18 protein-coding genes are annotated in these 19,998 nt (G+C 42.4%); 17 read left to right on the top strand and 1 reads right to left on the bottom strand.

Annotated elements, in window-relative coordinates:
- Positions 1 to 94: 94 nt before the first annotated feature.
- The 8 genes from RIN70_RS08085 to RIN70_RS08050 all read left to right on the top strand — a co-directional run bounded on the left by RIN70_RS08085 (position 95) and on the right by RIN70_RS08050 (position 8,805).
- Positions 95 to 1,318 (top strand): glycosyltransferase, encoded by a 1,224-nt coding sequence (locus RIN70_RS08085; RefSeq protein ID WP_195623376.1) that lies wholly within the window; start codon positions 95 to 97, stop codon positions 1,316 to 1,318.
- Complete coding sequence (locus tag RIN70_RS08080) at positions 1,305 to 2,192, top strand: glycosyltransferase family 2 protein (protein ID WP_195189400.1); 888 nt, start codon at positions 1,305 to 1,307, stop codon at positions 2,190 to 2,192. The genes RIN70_RS08085 and RIN70_RS08080 overlap by 14 nt, the downstream gene beginning before the upstream one ends.
- A 26-nt stretch (positions 2,193 to 2,218) precedes the next feature.
- Entirely contained in the window at positions 2,219 to 3,502 is a 1,284-nt protein-coding gene (locus tag RIN70_RS08075) for a glycosyltransferase family protein (RefSeq protein WP_195623377.1), read from the top strand.
- Complete coding sequence (locus tag RIN70_RS08070) at positions 3,499 to 4,992, top strand: glycosyltransferase (RefSeq protein ID WP_195623378.1); 1,494 nt, start codon at positions 3,499 to 3,501, stop codon at positions 4,990 to 4,992. The genes RIN70_RS08075 and RIN70_RS08070 overlap by 4 nt, the downstream gene beginning before the upstream one ends.
- Positions 4,993 to 5,111: 119 nt before the next feature.
- Positions 5,112 to 5,414: an Asp-tRNA(Asn)/Glu-tRNA(Gln) amidotransferase subunit GatC gene (gene gatC, locus RIN70_RS08065; RefSeq protein WP_002884769.1), complete on the top strand. Its 303-nt coding sequence runs from the start codon at positions 5,112 to 5,114 to the stop codon at positions 5,412 to 5,414.
- A complete protein-coding gene (gene gatA / locus RIN70_RS08060; protein WP_195189403.1) occupies positions 5,414 to 6,880 on the top strand; it encodes an Asp-tRNA(Asn)/Glu-tRNA(Gln) amidotransferase subunit GatA in 1,467 nt (488 codons plus the stop codon). The genes gatC and gatA overlap by 1 nt, the downstream gene beginning before the upstream one ends.
- Positions 6,880 to 8,322, top strand: coding sequence for an Asp-tRNA(Asn)/Glu-tRNA(Gln) amidotransferase subunit GatB (gene gatB, locus RIN70_RS08055; RefSeq protein ID WP_195623379.1), 1,443 nt, complete (start codon positions 6,880 to 6,882; stop codon positions 8,320 to 8,322). Before gatA ends, gatB begins: the two co-directional genes overlap by 1 nt.
- Positions 8,323 to 8,421: 99 nt before the next feature.
- On the top strand, positions 8,422 to 8,805 hold the full coding sequence (locus RIN70_RS08050) for a hypothetical protein (protein WP_003005450.1): 384 nt from the start codon (positions 8,422 to 8,424) through the stop codon (positions 8,803 to 8,805).
- Between the two features lie 48 nt (positions 8,806 to 8,853).
- Here the strand turns inward: RIN70_RS08050 and RIN70_RS08045 are convergent.
- Positions 8,854 to 10,202 (bottom strand): IS3 family transposase gene (locus tag RIN70_RS08045; protein WP_313790518.1). Its coding sequence is split into 2 segments (ribosomal slippage): positions 8,854 to 9,761 and positions 9,761 to 10,202, totalling 1,350 coding nucleotides; the frame shifts between segments, so codons are not numbered across the junction.
- Positions 10,203 to 10,380: 178 nt separating this feature from the next.
- Here RIN70_RS08045 and RIN70_RS08040 point away from each other — a divergent pair.
- From RIN70_RS08040 to RIN70_RS08000, 9 genes are all read left to right on the top strand, one after another.
- Positions 10,381 to 11,424 (top strand): 2,3-butanediol dehydrogenase, encoded by a 1,044-nt coding sequence (locus RIN70_RS08040; protein ID WP_021153756.1) that lies wholly within the window; start codon positions 10,381 to 10,383, stop codon positions 11,422 to 11,424.
- A 95-nt stretch (positions 11,425 to 11,519) separates the two neighbouring features.
- Positions 11,520 to 12,431: a DMT family transporter gene (locus RIN70_RS08035; RefSeq protein WP_045759792.1), complete on the top strand. Its 912-nt coding sequence runs from the start codon at positions 11,520 to 11,522 to the stop codon at positions 12,429 to 12,431.
- A 154-nt stretch (positions 12,432 to 12,585) separates the two neighbouring features.
- Positions 12,586 to 13,674 carry a DUF4352 domain-containing protein gene (locus RIN70_RS08030; RefSeq protein ID WP_272143971.1) on the top strand — a complete coding sequence of 363 codons (1,089 nt, stop codon included), beginning with the start codon at positions 12,586 to 12,588 and terminating at the stop codon, positions 13,672 to 13,674.
- Positions 13,675 to 13,819: 145 nt separating this feature from the next.
- Positions 13,820 to 14,965: an amidohydrolase gene (locus RIN70_RS08025; protein ID WP_195623381.1), complete on the top strand. Its 1,146-nt coding sequence runs from the start codon at positions 13,820 to 13,822 to the stop codon at positions 14,963 to 14,965.
- 120 nt (positions 14,966 to 15,085) lie between these two features.
- Positions 15,086 to 15,913: an amino acid ABC transporter substrate-binding protein gene (locus tag RIN70_RS08020; protein ID WP_195623382.1), complete on the top strand. Its 828-nt coding sequence runs from the start codon at positions 15,086 to 15,088 to the stop codon at positions 15,911 to 15,913.
- 24 nt (positions 15,914 to 15,937) lie between these two features.
- Positions 15,938 to 16,801 (top strand): MetQ/NlpA family ABC transporter substrate-binding protein, encoded by an 864-nt coding sequence (locus tag RIN70_RS08015; RefSeq protein WP_023918949.1) that lies wholly within the window; start codon positions 15,938 to 15,940, stop codon positions 16,799 to 16,801.
- 72 nt (positions 16,802 to 16,873) lie between these two features.
- A complete protein-coding gene (locus RIN70_RS08010; RefSeq protein WP_195623383.1) occupies positions 16,874 to 18,247 on the top strand; it encodes a M20/M25/M40 family metallo-hydrolase in 1,374 nt (457 codons plus the stop codon).
- Positions 18,240 to 19,307, top strand: a complete 1,068-nt coding sequence (locus RIN70_RS08005) for a methionine ABC transporter ATP-binding protein (RefSeq protein ID WP_049506011.1) — start codon at positions 18,240 to 18,242, stop codon at positions 19,305 to 19,307. The genes RIN70_RS08010 and RIN70_RS08005 overlap by 8 nt, the downstream gene beginning before the upstream one ends.
- Positions 19,304 to 19,996, top strand: a complete 693-nt coding sequence (locus RIN70_RS08000; RefSeq protein ID WP_003008487.1) for a methionine ABC transporter permease — start codon at positions 19,304 to 19,306, stop codon at positions 19,994 to 19,996. Before RIN70_RS08005 ends, RIN70_RS08000 begins: the two co-directional genes overlap by 4 nt.
- Positions 19,997 to 19,998 lie beyond the last annotated feature (2 nt).

The raw sequence follows: 19,998 nt of genomic DNA, 5'->3' as shown, positions 1-19,998 counted from the left end.
TCATAGACATTTGTTTAGGCCTCTTTTTTGGGGCGTAGAAATTGTCTTCCTCTCTTGAAAATGGTATTCTAATGGAAGAAAATAAGGGGGAGTTATGAGTAAAAAAGCTGTCGTATTTTCAGCGGATCTATCTTATATGGAAAAGTTGGAAACCGCTATGAAGTCACTGTGTGCCCATCAGGATCAGTTGAAAATTTATGTCTTAAATGAGGATCTACCAACAGAGTGGTTTACTATCATGAATCAGCGCTTGCGCCAGCTGGATTCAGAAGTGATCAATTGTCGGATGTCTCCCGAGCAATTCCAATCCTTCTCGCTTCCAAGTGACCATATTCACTATGCGACCTATTTCCGTTACGCTATTCCAGAGTTTGTGGAGGAAGAACGGATCCTCTATCTGGATTGTGACATGATCTTTACACAGGATTTATCGCCATTATTTGAGGTCGATCTAAAAGGTTATGGACTGGGCGCGGTGGTAGATAAGCCAACGACGACAGATGGATTTAATGCTGGACTTTTGGTGATTGATAAGACTTGGTGGCAAGAGCACCAAGTAACAGAGGCTCTTTTTGACCTCACTCGTGAACACCATCAACAGGTCTATGGAGATCAGGGAATTTTGAATCTGTATTTCAAAGATGCGTGGTTTCCATTACCTTGGACCTATAATTTACAAGTGGGGTCTGATAAGGATCAATACCTCTATGGAGATCTAGACTGGTACGATGACTTTCAAGGGATTCCGGCGGTCATTCACTACACCTCTCATAATAAACCTTGGACCTCCAAACGCTTCAATCGTTTTCGTGAACAATGGTGGTTTTACTATGCCCTCTCTTGGGAGGAGATTTTACTTCGAAAACCGATTTTGAAGCAAAATTATCAAGACCTAGTGGGAGAATTTCCTTATCATGCTGCTATTTATACCCATACAGCAGATATCCACGAGTTGGAGACGTTGTTAAAAGAGTTGCCAGACGTAGTGATTCATGTCCTTGCCCATAGCCATTTTGGTTTTAATTTGGTGCAATTGGAACGCTACCCCAACCTCTTTCTTTATCCCTCTTTTGATCCCTTGACCAGTCGAAAGGTCCTAGAAAAATTGGATTTCTATTTGGATATCAATCCCTATGATGAGGTCGATCAAATCACGCAAACACTCAGTCAACAAGGCCTTCCGATTTTTTCTTTTGAAGGAACCAATCATGTAGAGAATGGAGAAAATCAAGTATTTGCGGATGATCAGGTGCAGGAGATGGTGGCAGCGATTCGCGATTATTTAAAGAGAAACGAGAAGAAGCATGGAAACAAATGAAGTAGTGAGTATCATCATTCCCATCTATAATGTAGAGGCTTATTTGAGACAATGTTTGGAAACGGTTATCCATCAGACCTACCCTCATTTGGAAATTATCCTGGTCAATGATGGTTCGCCAGACCAGTCAGAAGAGATCTGTAAAGAATTTTTTAGGAAGGATGCGCGCATCCGCTACGTTCGCCAAGAAAATGGGGGCTTATCTGCTGCTCGGAATACAGGGATTGAGCTAGCGACTGGTGGTTACATTACCTTTATTGATCCAGATGACTGGGTGACGGAAGACTATGTAGAAGTGCTCTATCGCCAACTTCAAAAGTATAATGCGGATGTTTCCGTAGCCAACTATAACCTCTATGATGACAGTAGTAGCAAATACTTGATCAAAGTAACGGACGATGATTATTCAGAGACCCTTTATGAGGGGCGAACAATTATGGACCACGATGCCATTCAGGAGACCAGAGATATGGCCTGGGCGTGTGCTATGATGAAGCTCTATAAGCGTAACTTATTTGAAGGACTTCGTTTTCCGGTCGGAAAAAATGTTGAAGATAACTTTCTCATGTACAAGCTCTTCTTAAAAGCCAATCGGGTGGTCCATACAGAGAAATGTATTTATTGGTATCGCGTGGGTCGTTCAGATACTCTGTCCCAAGTTTGGACAGAAAAGCGGGTACTCGATGAGATGGAAGCCAAGCAAGAAAAATTGGCTCTTCTTGGGATGTTGGGCTATGATTTGACCTGGCATCGTTATATCTATAAAACACGCTTGAAACGGGCCCTTGAAAAATTAGAGGAAGCAGGCTTGCAAGGGTCAGAAACCTATGAGCGCGTGGTGACCAACCTCCGTTTTATTGAAACGATGGACTAACCCCTTATTGATGAGAAAGGATCAGCATGTTCATTATTGCATCAGAGCAGACCAGAGAGCTGGATCGTTTGCAAAAATACTTGGACAAACTTGGCCAGCCCTACCGGGTATTTGTGACTAATCTGGAAACAGATTTGGACCAACAGACAGAGAGTCTTGCGACCTTTTTTACCCAAAAAGACCCAGCATCAAAAATTGGAAAACCTTTATTTTTCAATGATCTAGCAGTTCCAGAATTATGGGAATGTTGGACACTAGGGATCACGACCTATCTTTTTGATGGTGAGGAACGTCGTGCCAACGTGGTTTTGCGAGGGGATATCTTGTCACGAACGGTTGACAGAGTGGAATGGTTTGGTCAGGGAGAAGAGATCGTATCCATTGATGTCTACAACCGCTATGGCTGGAGAAGCAAACAGAGTCTCCTGACGGAAGCTGGCCAATCCTATTTAGACATTTATTTGAACCCTCAGCAAGAAGAAGTCTTGCTTCACTTTGTCTCACAAGGAACCTTTTTACTTCAAACTCCTAAGGGACGGGATCGCCTGTATGCCAGTAAGGAAGAGCTGCAAAGAGTTGTTCTAGAACAAGTCTTGCCGGAAGATGAAGCCGTTCTTTTGATGGACAAGGCATTGCTAGATGTTGTGAAAGAGATACCAAAGGAAAGACTCGCCTACTGTGCCAGTGATGCTCATGATCTAGACGAGATCAAAGAACAAGTCAGTCAGATTTTGTTGGTAGAAGATGGTCTGTTGAGTGAGAAAAAAGACGGAATCACAGCCTTGTCAGGGCTGGTAAATGTGGAGCAGGAAAGTTTTCAACCAGAAGCCCTGGTCATGACGGCTTCTCAAGAGGTCGCAGGCTTATCTATCCTGGTCCATCAATTCCCACAAGTGACCTTTCACATTGCTGCTTTGACGGCTATGGGTCCGAAATTGACAGACTTAGCGACTCGCTCCAATGTGCGCCTCTATCCAGGGATTTCGCTGGACAAATATGAGGACTTGTTATCCAGCTGCTCTATTTATCTGGATTGCAACCGAGGAGAAGAAGTATGGAGCAGTAGCCTTCATGCGCTTGAAAATGGGCAGGTCTTGTTTGGTTTGAAGACTACCGTGCACCATGAAGCCTATAAAAACTTGAGCACGATCACTGAGACAGTCGAAGAAATGGAACAGCAACTAGATACCTTGCTCCAGCAGCCAGAGACCTACAAAGAATTGGTAAGAGAGCAGGCACGAATCTTGAAATTGCCTGAAAAAGAAGCTTTGGAAGAGCTGTTTAAGCGATTAGAGGGAGGGACAGCATGACCATTTATACCTTTAATCTATTAGTGGGATTTGAACCCAATGGGGTCGATGTTGCCCAAGCCTCTCGGGCAAAGATGCTCCGGGGTCTGGGAGTGGCAGCGAAGTTTGTCTTTACCACTTGGCCCACTCCAGAAAAATTAGCCTATTACCTCTCTTTGGGGCACCGGGATGAGGAGTTGCTTTTTGCCCATTTAACTTTTACGGATCAACAGAATACGGTCCCTCAAAAGACGGTAGGGGCCTTGCAAATGGAGTTTCAACTGACTCGTCTGGATGTTGTTGAAAAAACGGAAAGAGCCATTCGCTACCAATTTGCGGATGGAAACGCCTTGACCTTTCATCTGGATCCCTATCATCCAAACTGTGTCCGCTATGTAGACTATCTTTTGGCTGGAAATAGAATCAAGCGAGAGTATTATGGAGCTTGTAAACTTGCTACCGAGTATTTTCAGTATGGTAGTGTTGTCAGACGGACCTATCACCATCAAGATGGGACTATCGCTTTTGAAGAATCGAGGTTAGGTGGAAGCTGGCTCTATAAGCTGGGGCCTGAGATTTTGACCAACCATACAGAAGTGATGAGACGTTTTTTGTCGCAGCTGTCGCTAAAAGAAGAAGATCTGATTTTGCTTGACCGGGCTTCGCGCATGGATTTTGCCCGTCCTTTGTTGGAGAAAGTGGTTCCTTCAAAGCTCGCCATGGTGTTTCATTCGGAGCATGAATTTGAAAATGGCCATCTCAACTATGAGTATTATTATGTGTTCAAGTATGCCAAACGCTTCGATTATTTCATCACGGCAACGGATCTTCAAAAAGAAGTCTTGGAGCAGACGCTTGCTAAACAAGGATGCCAAGGAATTCCAATCTATAGCATTCCGGTAGGGCATCTAGAAGAATTGACGGAGTCACTAGGAGACAGACCTCCCTTTAGTGTGATCACAGCTTCCCGTTTGGATCCAAGAAAACGCATTGATTTGGCCATTCGAGTAGTGGCCCAAGCTCATGAACAACTCCCAACCCTTCAGTTTGATATTTATGGAAAGGGTGGAGAAGCGGACAACTTGCGCCATCTGATTCAGGAGTTGGCAGCACAAGGTTATATTCACCTACGCGGTCATGCGGATCTAAAGCAGATCTATCCTTGCTACCAAGCCTACCTCACCACTTCTCAGTGGGAGACCTTTGGTTTGACCTTGATGGAGGCGGCTGGAGCAGGGTTAGCCTTGCTGGGCTTTGATGCCCGTTATGGTAACCCAACTTTTATAAAAGAGGGTGAAAATGGCTTTTTGGTAGCTTATAGCGAGACAGTGCCAGAAGAACAATTGGTGAAAGAGTTGGCGGACAAGCTGGTCCAGCTCTTTAAAAGCGACCTTGCTTCATTTCACCAGGCTTCTTATGACTTGGCCTCTTCCTACCTCGCTTCTAACGTCCAGGAAGTTTGGAAAGAGACTCTAATGGAGATGGGGCAATTCGGCGGAAAAGAAATATAAAATGAAGAATCTGTAGTGACAAAAAAGTCCTACAGATTTTTTCTAAGGCAAGCAAATTGGCCTAAATTATGGTAAAATAGAGGGTATTGAAAAATCATCATTTCACGAAAGGAAGCAAGATGAAAATTACGCAAGAAGAGGTAACCCACGTTGCCAATCTTTCAAAATTGAAATTCTCTCCAGAAGAGACAGCTGAGTTTGCGACAACCTTGTCGAAAATTGTCGACATGGTGGAATTGTTGGAAGAAGTGGACACAACAGGTGTTGCCCCAACAACGACCATGGCTGACCGCAAGACCGTATTGCGTCCGGATGTTGCTGAAAAAGGGACGGACCGTGACCGCTTGTTTAAAAATGTACCTGAAAAAGATAACTATTACATCAAGGTACCAGCTATCCTAGAAGATGGAGGAGATGCCTAATGTCATTCAACCATAAAACCATTGAAGAGTTGCACGACCTCCTTGTCTCTAAGGAAATTTCGGCAACGGAATTGACACAAGCGACGCTTGACGATATCAAGGCGCGTGAAGAAGCGATCAATGCCTTTGTAACGGTGGCCGAAGAAGCTGCCCTTGCACAAGCCAAGGCTATTGATGAAAAAGGAATCGATGAAGACAACCTCTTGTCAGGAATTCCACTCGCTGTCAAAGACAATATCTCAACAGATGGCATCTTGACGACTGCGGCCTCAAAAATGCTCTACAACTACGAGCCCATCTTTGATGCGACAGCTGTTGCCAATGCTAAAGCAAAAGATATGATTGTCATCGGGAAGACCAACATGGATGAATTCGCCATGGGTGGATCTGGTGAAACTTCATATTATGGACCAACCAAGAATGCATGGGACCAGAGCAAGGTGCCTGGTGGATCTTCTAGTGGTTCAGCAGCTGCTGTCGCTTCAGGGCAAGTCCGTTTGTCCCTTGGTTCAGATACCGGTGGTTCTATCCGTCAACCGGCTGCTTTTAATGGGATTGTTGGTCTCAAACCTACTTATGGAACAGTTTCACGTTTTGGTCTCATTGCCTTTGGTAGTTCACTTGACCAAATTGGACCTTTCGCTCCAACGGTTAAGGAAAATGCCCTCTTGCTTAATGTCATTGCTAGTGAAGATGCCAAGGATTCAACTTCTGCACCTGTTCGTGTAGCAGACTTTACTTCTAAGATTGGTCAAGACATCAAAGGTATGAAGATTGCCCTTCCGAAGGAATACCTCGGTGAAGGGATTGACCCAGAAGTCAAAGAAACCATCCTTAATGCGGCCAAACACTTTGAAAAATTGGGAGCAACTGTCGAAGAAGTCAGCCTTCCACACTCTAAATACGGGGTTGCCGTTTATTACATCATCGCTTCATCTGAAGCTTCTTCAAACTTGCAACGTTTCGACGGAATTCGCTATGGTTTCCGTGCGGAAGATGCTAAAAACTTGGATGATATCTACGTGAACACTCGTAGCCAAGGCTTTGGTGATGAGGTTAAACGTCGGATTATGCTGGGTACCTTTAGTTTGTCGTCTGGTTACTACGATGCATACTACAAGAAAGCTGGTCAAGTTCGTACCCTTATTATCCAAGACTTCGAAAAAGTCTTTGCGGATTACGACCTCATCCTTGGTCCAACAGCTCCAAGTGTAGCCTTTGATTTGGATTCGCTCAATCATGATCCGGTTGCCATGTACTTGGCTGACCTCTTGACCATTCCAGTCAACTTGGCAGGTCTTCCAGGGATTTCGATTCCTGCAGGTTTTGCGCAAGGTCTTCCAGTTGGTTTGCAGTTGATTGGTCCGAAGTATTCTGAAGAAACCATCTACCAAGCTGCAGCTGCCTTTGAAGCAACGACGGATTACCACAAGCAACAACCCCTTATTTTCGGAGGTGACAATTAATGAACTTTGAAACAGTCATCGGACTTGAAGTCCACGTTGAATTGAATACAAACTCAAAAATTTTCTCACCAACCTCTGCTCACTTTGGGAACGAGCAAAATGCCAATACCAATGTGATTGACTGGTCTTTCCCAGGGGTGCTTCCTGTCTTGAACAAGGGTGTTGTGGATGCTGGTATCAAGGCTGCTTTGGCGCTGAATATGGATATCCATCAGCACATGCACTTTGACCGGAAGAACTATTTCTACCCTGATAATCCAAAGGCCTACCAAATTTCGCAATTTGACGAGCCAATCGGTTACAACGGTTGGATTGAAGTGCAATTGGAAGACGGCTCAACTAAGAAAATTGGGATTGAACGGGCCCACTTGGAAGAAGATGCTGGTAAGAACACGCACGGAACAGACGGTTTCTCTTATGTAGACCTTAACCGTCAAGGGGTTCCATTGATCGAAATCGTATCTGAAGCAGATATGCGTTCTCCAGAAGAAGCCTACGCCTATTTGACAGCTCTCAAAGAAGTCATCCAATACACTGGCATTTCAGACGTCAAGATGGAAGAAGGATCGATGCGGGTGGATGCCAACATTTCCCTTCGCCCATACGGTCAAGAGGAATTTGGTACCAAGACGGAGTTGAAAAACTTGAACTCTTTCTCAAACGTGCGTAAAGGTCTTGAATACGAAGTGGAGCGCCAAGCGAAAATCTTGCGTTCAGGTGGTGTCATTCGTCAAGAAACGCGTCGTTACGATGAAGCCAACAAGAGTACCATTCTTATGCGTGTCAAAGAAGGAGCGGCGGATTACCGTTACTTCCCAGAACCAGATCTTCCCTTGTTTGAAATCTCAGATGAGTGGATCGAGGAAATGCGTACAGAGTTGCCAGAGTTTCCAAAAGACCGTCGTGCTCGCTATGTGGCAGAGCTTGGTTTGTCTGACTATGATGCCAACCAATTGACAGCGACGAAAGTTACTTCTGACTTCTTTGAAGCAGCTGTAGCCCTTGGTGGCGATGCCAAACAAGTGTCTAACTGGCTCCAAGGGGAAGTCGCACAATTCTTGAACGCAGAAGGCAAAACGCTGGAAGAAATCCAATTGACACCAGAAAACTTGGTTGAAATGATTGCCATTATCGAAGATGGAACCATTTCATCTAAGATTGCCAAGAAAGTCTTCATTCACTTGGCGAAAAACGGTGGCGGCGCGCGTGAATACGTCGAAAAAGCTGGATTGGTACAGATTTCAGATCCTGAAGTCTTGATACCAATCATCCACCAAGTCTTTGCAGACAATGAAGCAGCCGTAGCTGACTTCAAGTCAGGGAAACGGAATGCGGACAAGGCCTTTACAGGCTTCCTCATGAAAGCAACCAAAGGTCAAGCCAACCCACAAGTAGCCCTCAAGTTACTTGCTCAAGAATTGGCGAAGTTGAAAGAAGAGTAATAGAGAAAAAACCAGCCGAGAGGTTGGTTTTTACTAACCATAAAATTGTGTTAGAATAGGAAAGACCATTACATATCAACTGGCATTAGGAGGAGTTACATGAACAAATTTTTAAGAGTCTTATTTGTCCTGGTTATCATCGCCATGACTGGAGCGATTATCTTCCAGCTATTCTTTCCATCCTATATGGGAAGTCATTCGGGATATGGTATTTCTGTCGGTTGGCAACGGGAGATTGGGATTTGGAATGTGGCGGTCCTTGTGATCCTGATTGCTGTCAATCTCAAATACGATTGGTTTTATCTTCGAACGGTTCTATTGGCTTTGATCCTAGGTGGGCTTGGGATCGGTACTAATCATCTCTTCAGTTATTTTCACTATCATCTGCCGGTCAATGGGATCGGTGCGCTTGAAAATTATCTCCTAGTCCTTGGTTGGATTGTTGGGTGGAGATTGGAATCTTCTCGGATCAAGAAGAAATAAAAAGGAGCAGTCAAAGGTGTATTGACCCCAAAAAGTTAGACAATGAATTTACACAAAGGATTTAGTTCTGTATTGCACAGGACTGAGTCCTTTTAGTTTGACCTTAATTCGTTTATTGTTGTAATAATCAATGTAGTCTACAATAGCTTGTTCTAATTGCTCAAGTGACTGAAACGTCTTCTCATACCCATAAAACATTTCGGACTTAAGAATGCCAAAGAAGGATTCCATCATGCCGTTGTCTGGGCTGTTACCCTTACGTGACATGGACGGTTGAATTCCTTTATCCTCTAAAAAACGATGATAATACTGGTGTTGATACTGCCATCCTTGATCACTATGGAGAATTGTATTTGTGTAATGATTCTCAGTAAAGGCCTGGTATAACATAGCTTTCACTTGTTCTAAATTTGGCGACGTCGAAAGATTATAAGCGACGATTTCACTGTTAAAACCATCTAATACTGGTGATAAGTAGAGTTTTTGAGTGCTTGCTGGAATGGCAAATTCTGTCACATCTGTGTAGCACTTTTCCATTGGTTTTGAAGCTTCAAACTGGCGTTGAATAAGGTTGTCGGCTTTCTTACCAATATCTCCTTTGTGAGAAGAATACTTTCGCTTCTGCCGGATTCTAGCTTGTAAATTGAGGACATTCATCAACCGCTGAACCCTCTTATGATTGACCAAAAAGCCACGATTTCTTAATTCTAAATGTATCCGACGATAACCATAATTTCCCTTGTGTTCAGTAAAAATAGATTGGATTTCAGCTTTAAGCCCTTGATCCTTATCTGGTTTGTCTAGCTGTTTCAAATGATAATAGTAGGTCGAACGAGCAAGTTTAACGGCCTTTAGAAGAATATCTAACGAAAACTCAGTGATTAATTCTTGAACAATTTCTGTCTTTCTTCTTTCTCTTTTTCCTCCTTCAATCGGAGTTCTCTCAACTTTTTTAGAACAGCATTCTCCGCTCTCAGGTATTCATTTTCTGCTTGAAGACGCTCTAACTCAGTCATCTCTTCAGGTTTCTTCTTTGGCTTACGTCCCATTTTAGGTATCCTTCCTCTTGTTTTCTCAACAATAGTATACCCATTTTTCTTGTATTGTGCCAGCCAATTTGGAAGCATTCCTTGGTTTGGGAGAGCATAATCAAGGCTTACACTTCTTTGTGAACGACCTTCAAGTAAGACTTTATCAATGATTTCTCGTTTTAGTTCAGGAGAATAGTAACAATTCTTTCCTTTTTTTACGATTTCTATTCCATAACGATCAATCAATTTAATCATGTACTGAAGATTAGAAATCTTTATCCCAAATTGATTTGAAAGTCGCCTAAAACTCTCTCCTTGCTTTCTTGATTCATATATTTGAACTTTATCTTCAAAAGTTAATTTCATAATAAAAGCACCCCAAAAATTAGATTTTTCTGTCTAACTTTTAGGGTGCAGTTCAAGGGCGGCTCTTTTTTCATCTTCAGTTTTTTCTTGACAAAGTTTGTGAAAAGGCTTACAATAGATTTGTTGAGTTTCCTGAAAAGGAAAATGCAAATCATGGAAATATAAAGGAGATTATCCTATGGCTACTATGAAAGCAGCTCGCTGGCATGCAGCAAAAGACGTTCGTATCGAAGAAGTGGAAGTACCTGAAGTACAACCACATCAAGTAAAAGTGGCAGTTAAGTTCACAGGGATCTGTGGGACGGACTTGCATGAATATTTGGATGGACCGATCTTCATCCCAACTGAAGAACATGTGTATTCTGGTCAAAAAGCACCGGTTACTTTGGGACATGAATTCTCTGGTGAAATTGTAGAAGTCGGAAGTGATGTGACTCGTGTCAAAGTTGGGGATCGTGTCACTATCGAACCAATTCTTGCAGAGCACAATTTGATTGGTGATTATAACCTTGATCCAAACTTGAACTTTGTCGGCCTCGCTGCAGATGGTGGTTTTGCCAAATATTGTGTCCTTGATGGGGATTTGGTTCATGTGATTCCAGATAGCTTGAGCTATGAACAAGCAGCTCTTACAGAACCTGCTGCGGTTGCTGTGTATGCAGTTCGTCAATCTGCATTGAAAACTGGAGATACAGCTGTTATCTTTGGCTTGGGTCCAATTGGTCTTTTGATCGTTGAAGCCCTTCGTGCAGCAGGAGCATCAAAAATCTATGCGGTTGAATTGTCTCCTGAACGCCAAGCCAAAGCAGAAGAATTGGGAGCAATCGTTGTGCGCCCAGAAGAAGGAGAAACAATCGTCGAAGCCATCCATCGTTTAACCGGTGGGGGAGCAGATGTTTCTTATGAAGTTACGGGGGTTCCAGTTGTTTTAGGCCAAGCCCTTGCAGCTGTTCATAAAGCTGGGGAATGTATGGTTGTATCGATTTGGGAACGTGAAGCCAGCATCAATCCAAATGAATTCGCCATCCAAGAAAAATCTCTCAAAGGAATTATTGCCTACCGTCACATCTTCCCTAAAGTCTTGGAATTGATGGAACAAGGCTACTTCTCTGCTGAAAAATTGGTTACTAAGAAAATCAAATTGGAAAATATCGTTGAAGAAGGATTTGTTGAATTAACACAAGATAAATCCCAAATCAAGATCTTGGTTCAACCTGAATAAGCGAATAAATTTATATGAAATAAAGCAAGGCTGAAACGTTTCGTTTCGGCCTTTTGTGATACAATAAAAGTAAGGAACAGATTTGGGAGGGGACTATGTCAAAGACGATGAAGGGGACGCTCATGACCTTGATTGCTGGGATCGCTTGGGGTTTATCAGGAGCTTGCGGCCAGTACCTGATGGCTCATGGATTTACAGCAATTGGTTTGACAACAATTCGTTTAGTGTTTTCAGGAGCTGTACTACTGCTTCTTGCATATCTAGCGGACCAGGAAAAAGTAAAGGCCTTTCTAACAGACCGCTCGTCATACATCCCCTTGCTTTTATTTGCATTTTTGGGATTGTTAATGACCCAATTGACTTATTTAGAAGCGATTGATGCGACTAATGCAGGTACTGCAACTGTTTTGCAATATCTCTGTCCTATTGGAGTTTTGGCCTATTCTTGTGTTAAGGACCGAGTAGCTCCGACAGTATCTGAAATCTTTTCGATGATCTTAGCCATTGCAGGGACCTTTCTCATTGCAACCCATGGTCAACTCAATCAATTGGCAATCACTCCTAAGGGGCTAGCTTGGGGACTTATTTCTGCCTTTGCCTATGCCCTCTACATCATTCTACCTATTCAGTTAATTCAAAAATGGGGGAGTATGTTGGTGATTGGTATCGGTATGCTCATTCCAGGGCTTGTGATGATTCCCTTCACGGGAAGAAGACTTTTTCATGGCCAATATAGCATGGATAATCTAATGGGCTTAGTTGGCTTAGTGGTGATTGGGACCATATTTGCCTATACGGTCTTTTTGAAAGGGACAACTCTGATTGGACCGGTCAAAGGTAGCCTTCTTGCAGCTATTGAGCCTATTTCAGCTGTATTTTTTGCCTTTGCCATTATGAATGAGCATTTCTTTGCCATTGATTTTATAGGAATGGCTATGATCCTCTTTGCGGTCCTCTTGATTTCCCTTAAGGATCTCATGATTCAAAAAGAAAAAGGAATCTTGTAAAACCAAGATCAATTATTTTTCAGTTAAAAGGTTGAGACGAAGGTCTTGGCCTTTTTGTGATCCTTGTCCTTTGAGGAAGAGTTATCACTATATAGCGTATACATAGATAGAAAAAGATGTTAAAATAGAACAAAACTTTTCTAAGGAGATAAGGATGAAAAAGATTGTTAAATGGACCCTATTTGCTGTGGCGACTTTGAGTCTAGTAGCTTGTGGCACCACTGCTCAAAAAACAAATTCGCAGCAAGCAAAGACAGAAAAAGCAGCGAAAAGCTCGGCATCTGACGGTCAAGTAGAGCTGAGCCTAAAAGGAGGGCAATACATTAAACCGCCTGTCCTCAATGACTCAGAAGACGGCACTTATTTGGCCCTTCAATTAGAATTTAAGAATGTTTCCAAAGAATCTATCAACGTGTCAGATTCAGATATCACCATTTACGATGCGGAGAATAACAAGGTCAAATTGCAGTCAGGAATTTATGACCAAACGGAAGCCTTCCAATTGCTTAAGAGTGATCAGTTGGCCCAGGATAAAAAATTAACCGGCTATATCGTCTTTCCAGTCGAAAAAGGCAAAAAATACGAAGTGCAGTATGAACGAAAAACCTATAGCTCTGATAAAAAAACGAAGCCTCTAAAATTTGCGGTGGATTCTTCTCAATATGAGGACAAGGTGGAAGCTTCCACCCTTCTAGCTGATGAATACATCAATCAAGTTTACTTTAGTGGCCAACGAAAGGTCAAAAAGGATGATGCTTTTGTTTTGGGAACTGATTTGAAAAAGGAAGCCAGTGATTTCCGTGCAAAATTTGCAGCTGATTTTACCCGTCAATTGCATGATTACCAATTCCCAGAAGAAGAAGTGACCCAGTTTATCGATGCTTATGAAAAGGAAAATGCAAAGCGCGCTAAATTAACCTATAAGGTTAAACAATATCTCCCGGACAAGGTGGTCATTAGTCTAAATCCTGAGACTGTCAGCATGGAAAAGACGATCTTAAACCACATGCAGACCTTCTATCAAGAACATCGGAAAGATTATTCGAGTATCATTGAGGCCAATCAGGCTCAAAACAAAGCCTATAGAGAGGAAATGATGGCTTCTCTTGCAGATCGTCCCTTGACGACGCCGGATCGGTACGACTACCAGTTGACCTTTGTTAAGAAAGATGGCAAATGGGAAGTGGAAAAAGCCTATAATAGTGATAGCTTTATGGAAAAATTCGAGGGAAATCTTTCTTAATGCGGAAGTTGGCACTCCTAGAACGTGAATCTAGGAGTGTTTTTATCTATAGTTTGAAACTATATCAAAACCCAAGAAACAGGAATTAGACGGAAACACCTATTAGTGATAGAATAATTTTAAGTTTGAAAGGAGATGAAGGCTTGTGTCTTTTTCTTATGAAGAGTTAGCAGAGATTCGCCACTATATCCACCAACACCCTGAATTGTCTGGTCAAGAATACCAGACAACCGCCTTTCTAAGGGAACGTTTGGAAGAGTTGGGGATTCGTATTTTAGAGAGTGGGTTAAAAACTGGTCTGATTGCAGAAATTGGGTCCGGCCAACCAGTGGTGGCGCTACGTGCAGATATCGACGCCCTTCCGATTTTGGAACAAACGAATCTTCCCTACCAAAGTCAACATCCGGGTGTCATGCATGCTTGTGGTCACGATTTTCATCAAACCAGTCTTCTAGGAGCAGCAGCTCTTCTCAAGGAAAAGGAAGACCAGCTGGAAGGAACAATACGCTTGATCTTTCAACCGGCAGAAGAAATTTCAGAAGGTGCTTCTGATGTTCTAGCAACAGGACTGTTGGAGGATGTTCAAGGAATTATTGGTTTTCATAATATGCCTCAGCTAAAAGCAGGACAACTTGCTTTGAATGCTGGAGCTATGATGGCAGGGGTAGAGAAATTTAAGGTCACTGTAACAGGGGTTAGTAGCCATGCTGCGAGACCGGATTTGGGAGTTGATACGGTAACAGCCGTCACAACCATGGTTCAGAATGTACAATTATTAATTTCACGGACCATTTCTCCCTTTGAAACAGCTGTTTTATCGATTACGCATCTAGATGTGGGTTCAACCTGGAATGTACTCCCAAAATCAGGCTATTTTGAAGGAACGATTCGCTCCTTTAATCCGAGTGTGCAAAGAGAGTTGAAGGAACATTTTATTTCCATCATTCGACACATTGCAGAAAGTCTGGAAGTAGATGTGGCTTTTGAGTGGGGTGTGACACCGCCCGTTACCTTTAATGATGAGGAATTGACGAAAGTGGTTTGGGAAGCTTCACAAGGCTTGGCTGAAGTGATTCCAGCAAATCCTTCTACAGCTGGAGAAGACTTCGCCTTTTACCAAGAGCGAATTCCTGGAGTCTTTGCCTTTATTGGTTCGAATGGAGAGCCGGATGCGCCAGACCTCCATCATGATCACATGACCATCGATGATGCAGCCTTTGAGGTTTCGGTTCCCTATTATGTTGAAAATGCGCAAGCTTTATTGCGGTATTTTAAAGCCAAAGAAGTGTGATAAAGAAAAACTATCACCTCCATAAAAAATATATATTGGGCAAGTAAATGCTTTTTTGATAAAATTAAAAAATACTTTTAAAATGGCGTTTTATGTGCCTGAAACGAATAAGGAGATCCTATGAATCTAAAAAAAGTGATTAAGTATTCTGCTTTAGGATTAGTTGCAGTCCTTGCAACCAGTACTTTAGTAGCATGTTCATCTGGTAAATCAGCCAGTGGTAAGAAAACCATTGAAGTTGGTACTGTTGGAACAACCAAACCATTCTCTTACGAAGAAAAAGACGGCAAGCTAACCGGTTATGAAATCGAAGTTTTGCGTGAAATCTTCAAAGGTTCAGACAAATATGAAGTAAACTTTAACAAAACAGAGTGGTCTTCAGTCTTCGCTGGCTTAGATAGTGACCGTTTCCAAATCGGTGCCAACAACATTAGCTACTCAAAAGAGCGGGAAGAAAAATACCTCTATCCAAATCCATATGCTCGTAATCCATTAGTATTGGTCGTACCAAAAGATTCTTCTATTAAATCTTTGGATGACATTGGTGGCAAGAAAACAGAAGTTGTTCAAGGAACATCTACTGCTAAACAATTAGAAGATTACAATAAAAAACATTCAGATAATCCAACTGACTTGCAATACACAGATGGAACCATTCAAACCATCATGGCTAATCTAGCGGATGGTCGTACAGATTACAAGATCTTCGAACGGATCTCAGTAGATACCATCATTCGTGATCAAGGCTATGACAACTTGAAAGTTATCGAACTTCCAAGCGACCAACAACCTTATGTGTATCCAATTATTGCAAAAGAAGATAAAGATCTTCAAAAATTTGTCAACAAACGTATCAAGGAACTCTATGACAATGGAACCCTTGAAAAACTGTCTAAAAAATACTTTGGTGGAGTTTATCTACCAGAAGCAAAAGATATTAAAGAATAATATTTAATTAAAGGAGACTTCAAAATGAAATTGAAAAAAATTCTTGGTTTAACAGCTCTTGCAGCTATTGCAACATTTGCTCTTGCAGCATGTGGTTCTTCAAAATCATCTAGCAAAGATGGTGAAACAACTGTAAAAGTGGGTGTTATGACTTTGAGCGACACTGAAAAAGCTCGTTGGGATCAAGTTCAAAAGAACTTGGATGACGCTAAAACAGGAATCAAATTGGAATTCACTCAATTTACAGATTACTCACAACCAAACGTGGCTGTAAAAGATGGTAGCGTGGATATCAATGCTTTCCAACACTACAACTTCCTTGATAACTGGAACTCTAAAAACGACAATGCCCTTGTTGCAGTAGCAGATACTTACATCGCTCCAATCCGTCTTTACTCTGGTACAGAAAACGGTAAAAACAAATACACTTCAATTAAAGAAATTCCTAAAGGTGGAACAATCGCTGTACCAAATGACCCAACAAATGAAAGCCGTGCCTTGTATGTCTTGCAATCAGCTGGTTTGATTAAATTGGATACCAAAGATGGTCAATTGGCAAACGTGTCAAACATCAAAGAAAATCCAAAAGATTTGAAGATTTCTGAATTGGATGCTTCACAAACACCATCTGCTCTTCCATCAGTAGATGCTGCAGTCATCAACAATACCTTCGTTCGTGAAGCTGGCGTTGATTTCAAAAAAGCTATCTATGTTGAAAAGAAAGACAACAACTCAAAACAATGGTACAACGTGATCGCTGCTAAGAAAGATTGGGAAAAATCTGATAAAGCAAAAGCAATCAAAGAAATCATCAAAGCCTATCACAAAGACAATGTGAAGAAAGTGATCGAAGAATCTTCAGAAGGAATGGACCAACCAGTCTTCTAAGATTTGATCTCAAGTGTATGAAGGAGGTGGAGAAGCAATTCTCTACCTCTTATCGTGTATTAGGAGGAATGCATGCCTTTTGCAACAGAAGCGGAACAAATCCGTAAATTTGAAAATGATGAGGTCGCACAACACTATTTTGAAGTGTTGCGAACCTTGATTTCAAAAAAATCCATCTTTGCCCAACAAATTGGTCTCAAGGAAGTGGCCAACTATTTGGGGGAAATTTTTACAGCTGCAGGAGCCAAAGTCGAAGTTGATGATAGCTATACAGCCCCTTTTGTGATTGCCAAATTTTTCTCGCCAAATCCTGAAGCCAAAACCATCATTTTTTATAACCACTATGATACGGTACCAGCTGATGGGGACCAACCTTGGACGGGAGACCCTTTTACCTTATCGGTTCATTATGGAAACATGTACGGTCGAGGGGTTGATGATGACAAGGGGCATATCACGGCTCGTCTCACAGCTCTTCGAAAATACATTCGTGAAAGTGGCGATTTGCCAGTCAATATCACCTTTATCATCGAAGGGGCAGAGGAGTCTGCATCGACTGACTTGGATAAATACTTGGCCAAACACAAGAAACACTTGCGTGGGGCAGACCTCTTAGTGTGGGAACAAGGTACCCGAAATAATCAGGGTCAGTTGGAAATTTCCGGTGGTAGCAAAGGGATCGTCACCTTTGATATGGTGGTGAAGAGTGCAGAAGTGGATATCCATTCCAGCTATGGCGGTGTGGTAGACTCTGCTTCTTGGTATTTGTTAAATGCTATCGCCAGTCTTCGTGACAAAGAAGGTCGAATTTTGGTGGATGGGATTTATGATCAGATCCAAGAACCCAATGAACGCGAGCTAGCTTTGATCGAGCAATATGCCAACAAAGGACCAGAAGATGTAGCGGAAACCTATGGTCTAACCCTTCCAATCTTGAAGGAAGACCGAAAAGAATTCCTGCGTCGTTTCTATTTTGAACCAGCCCTGAATATTGAAGGTTTTGGCTCTGGTTACCAAGGACAAGGTGTTAAAACGATTCTTCCGGCAGAGGCGCGTGCCAAGATGGAGGTGCGCTTGGTTCCAGGTCTAGATCCCAAGAATGTCTTAGAAAAGATCAAGCAACAATTGAAGAAAAATGGCTATGATCAGGTCGAATTGGTCTATACTCTCGGTGAAATGAGTTACCGAAGTGATATGAGTGCCCCATCGATTTTAAATGTCATACGGCTGGCCAAAGATTTCTATAGAGAAGGAGTTTCTGTTCTTCCAACAACAGCGGGGACCGGACCCATGCATACGGTATTTGAGGCTTTGCAGGTGCCGATGGCAGCCTTTGGAATTGGCAATGCCAATAGCCGTGATCATGGGGGCGACGAAAATGTGAAAATCGCCGATTATTACACCCATATTGAATTGATAAAGGAGTTAATAGCAAGTTATGAGTAAAGCAATGATTCAGCTGGACCACATTGATGTGACCTTCCAGCAAAAGAAACGTCAGATCCAAGCCGTCAAAGATGTGACCATTCATATTAATGAAGGCGATATCTATGGGATTGTAGGGTATTCCGGAGCCGGGAAATCGACCTTGGTTCGGGTGATCAATCTCTTACAAGTTCCAAGTGCCGGAACCATCACTGTGGATGGGGATGTGATTTACCAAGATCGGGTGACCTTAAAACCGGCTGCTCTTCGAGAGAAACGTCGGGATATCGGGATGATCTTCCAACACTTCAACTTGATGGCTCAAATGACCGTCGCAGAAAATGTAGCCTTCGCTCTTAAACATTCAAATTTAAATAAAGAACAAAAGAATGAAAAAGTGGCGAAATTGTTGGATCTAGTTGGTCTAGCTGACCGTGCAGAAAATTACCCAGCCCAATTGTCTGGTGGTCAAAAGCAACGGGTAGCGATTGCGCGTGCCCTTGCCAATGATCCAAAGATTTTGATCTCAGATGAGTCAACTTCAGCCTTGGATCCAAAGACGACCAAACAAATTCTAGCTCTGTTGCAAGAATTGAACAAGAAACTTGGTTTAACCATTGTCTTGATCACCCATGAGATGCAAATTGTCAAAGATATTGCCAACCGGGTAGCTGTCATGCAAAATGGCGAACTGATTGAAGAAGGGTCTGTTTTAGATATCTTCTCGAATCCGAAAAATGCTTTGACGCAAGACTTTATCACCGTTGCAACAGGAATCGATGAAGCCATGGTGAAAATCAATCAACAAGCGATTGTGAAGAACTTGCCTGATGATTCGATTTTGGCGCATCTCAAGTATGCAGGTTCTGTGACAGATACAGCCATCATCAATGATATTTACAAGCAGTACCAAGTATCTGCCAACATTTTATTTGGGAACATCGAGATCCTTGATCACACTCCTGTCGGAGAATTGGTGGTCATCTTATCAGGTGAGACTCAAAATCTGGAAACGGCCAAAGCTGAGTTAGAAAATGCAGGAGTTTCCGTGACTATTGTGAAAGATGGGAGAAAAGCATGATCCAGTTAATTCAAACATATTTACCAAATGTCTATAAATTAGGGTGGTCTGGCCAGTATGGATGGGGAACCGCTATTTACTTGACTCTTTACATGACCGTTATTTCCTTCATTATTGGTGGATTTTTAGGTTTGGTGACAGGACTTTTGTTAGTCTTGACCCGTCCAGGTGGTGTCATCGAAAATAGAATCGTTTTCCAAATTTTGGATAAGATTACTTCCTTGTTCCGCGCCATTCCTTTCATTATCTTGTTGGCCTTTATTAATCCCTTGACCTACTTGCTCTTGAAAAATACCATTGGTCCTACAGCAGCCCTTGTTCCGCTGTCTTTGGCTGTCTTTCCATTCTTTGCCCGCCAAGTCCAAGTAGTCTTGTCCGAGTTGGATGGAGGCGTGATTGAAGCAGCACAAGCAAGTGGGGCAACCTTCTGGGATATTGTTGGTGTCTACCTTCGTGAAGGGCTTCCTGATTTGATCCGTGTAACAACGGTAACCATCATTTCCTTGATTGGAGAAACCGCCATGGCAGGTGCCGTTGGTGCTGGAGGATTAGGAACCTTGGCCATCAACTACGGGAAAAACATGTTTAACAATGATGTCATCTTTGTGGCGACCTTATTGATCCTGATTCTGATCGTTCTGGTCCAATTTATCGGGGACTTCCTTTCGAAGAAAATTAGCCACCGTTAGGA

It is taken from the genome of Streptococcus parasanguinis (assembly GCF_032163505.1).
GTDB classification, from domain to species: Bacteria; Bacillota; Bacilli; order Lactobacillales; family Streptococcaceae; genus Streptococcus; species Streptococcus parasanguinis_V.
Note: the sequence above shows the minus strand (reverse complement) of the source record. Positions and strands in the feature narration are given on the sequence as shown.

Bases quoted from the DNA above. Each gene is read 5' to 3' on its own strand.
- RIN70_RS08035 (WP_045759792.1), top strand. From the start codon at position 11,520: ATGTCAAAGACGATGAAGGGGACGCTCATGACCTTGATTGCTGGGATC.
- RIN70_RS08030 (WP_272143971.1), top strand. From the start codon at position 12,586: ATGAAAAAGATTGTTAAATGGACCCTATTTGCTGTGGCGACTTTGAGT.
- RIN70_RS08020 (WP_195623382.1), top strand. From the start codon at position 15,086: ATGAATCTAAAAAAAGTGATTAAGTATTCTGCTTTAGGATTAGTTGCA.
- RIN70_RS08080 (WP_195189400.1), top strand. From the start codon at position 1,305: ATGGAAACAAATGAAGTAGTGAGTATCATCATTCCCATCTATAATGTA.
- RIN70_RS08040 (WP_021153756.1), top strand. From the start codon at position 10,381: ATGGCTACTATGAAAGCAGCTCGCTGGCATGCAGCAAAAGACGTTCGT.
- RIN70_RS08000 (WP_003008487.1), top strand. From the start codon at position 19,304: ATGATCCAGTTAATTCAAACATATTTACCAAATGTCTATAAATTAGGG.
- gatC (WP_002884769.1), top strand. From the start codon at position 5,112: ATGAAAATTACGCAAGAAGAGGTAACCCACGTTGCCAATCTTTCAAAA.
- gatB (WP_195623379.1), top strand. From the start codon at position 6,880: ATGAACTTTGAAACAGTCATCGGACTTGAAGTCCACGTTGAATTGAAT.
- RIN70_RS08050 (WP_003005450.1), top strand. From the start codon at position 8,422: ATGAACAAATTTTTAAGAGTCTTATTTGTCCTGGTTATCATCGCCATG.
- RIN70_RS08085 (WP_195623376.1), top strand. From the start codon at position 95: ATGAGTAAAAAAGCTGTCGTATTTTCAGCGGATCTATCTTATATGGAA.
- RIN70_RS08070 (WP_195623378.1), top strand. From the start codon at position 3,499: ATGACCATTTATACCTTTAATCTATTAGTGGGATTTGAACCCAATGGG.
- RIN70_RS08010 (WP_195623383.1), top strand. From the start codon at position 16,874: ATGCCTTTTGCAACAGAAGCGGAACAAATCCGTAAATTTGAAAATGAT.
- RIN70_RS08075 (WP_195623377.1), top strand. From the start codon at position 2,219: ATGTTCATTATTGCATCAGAGCAGACCAGAGAGCTGGATCGTTTGCAA.
- gatA (WP_195189403.1), top strand. From the start codon at position 5,414: ATGTCATTCAACCATAAAACCATTGAAGAGTTGCACGACCTCCTTGTC.
- RIN70_RS08015 (WP_023918949.1), top strand. From the start codon at position 15,938: ATGAAATTGAAAAAAATTCTTGGTTTAACAGCTCTTGCAGCTATTGCA.
- RIN70_RS08005 (WP_049506011.1), top strand. From the start codon at position 18,240: ATGAGTAAAGCAATGATTCAGCTGGACCACATTGATGTGACCTTCCAG.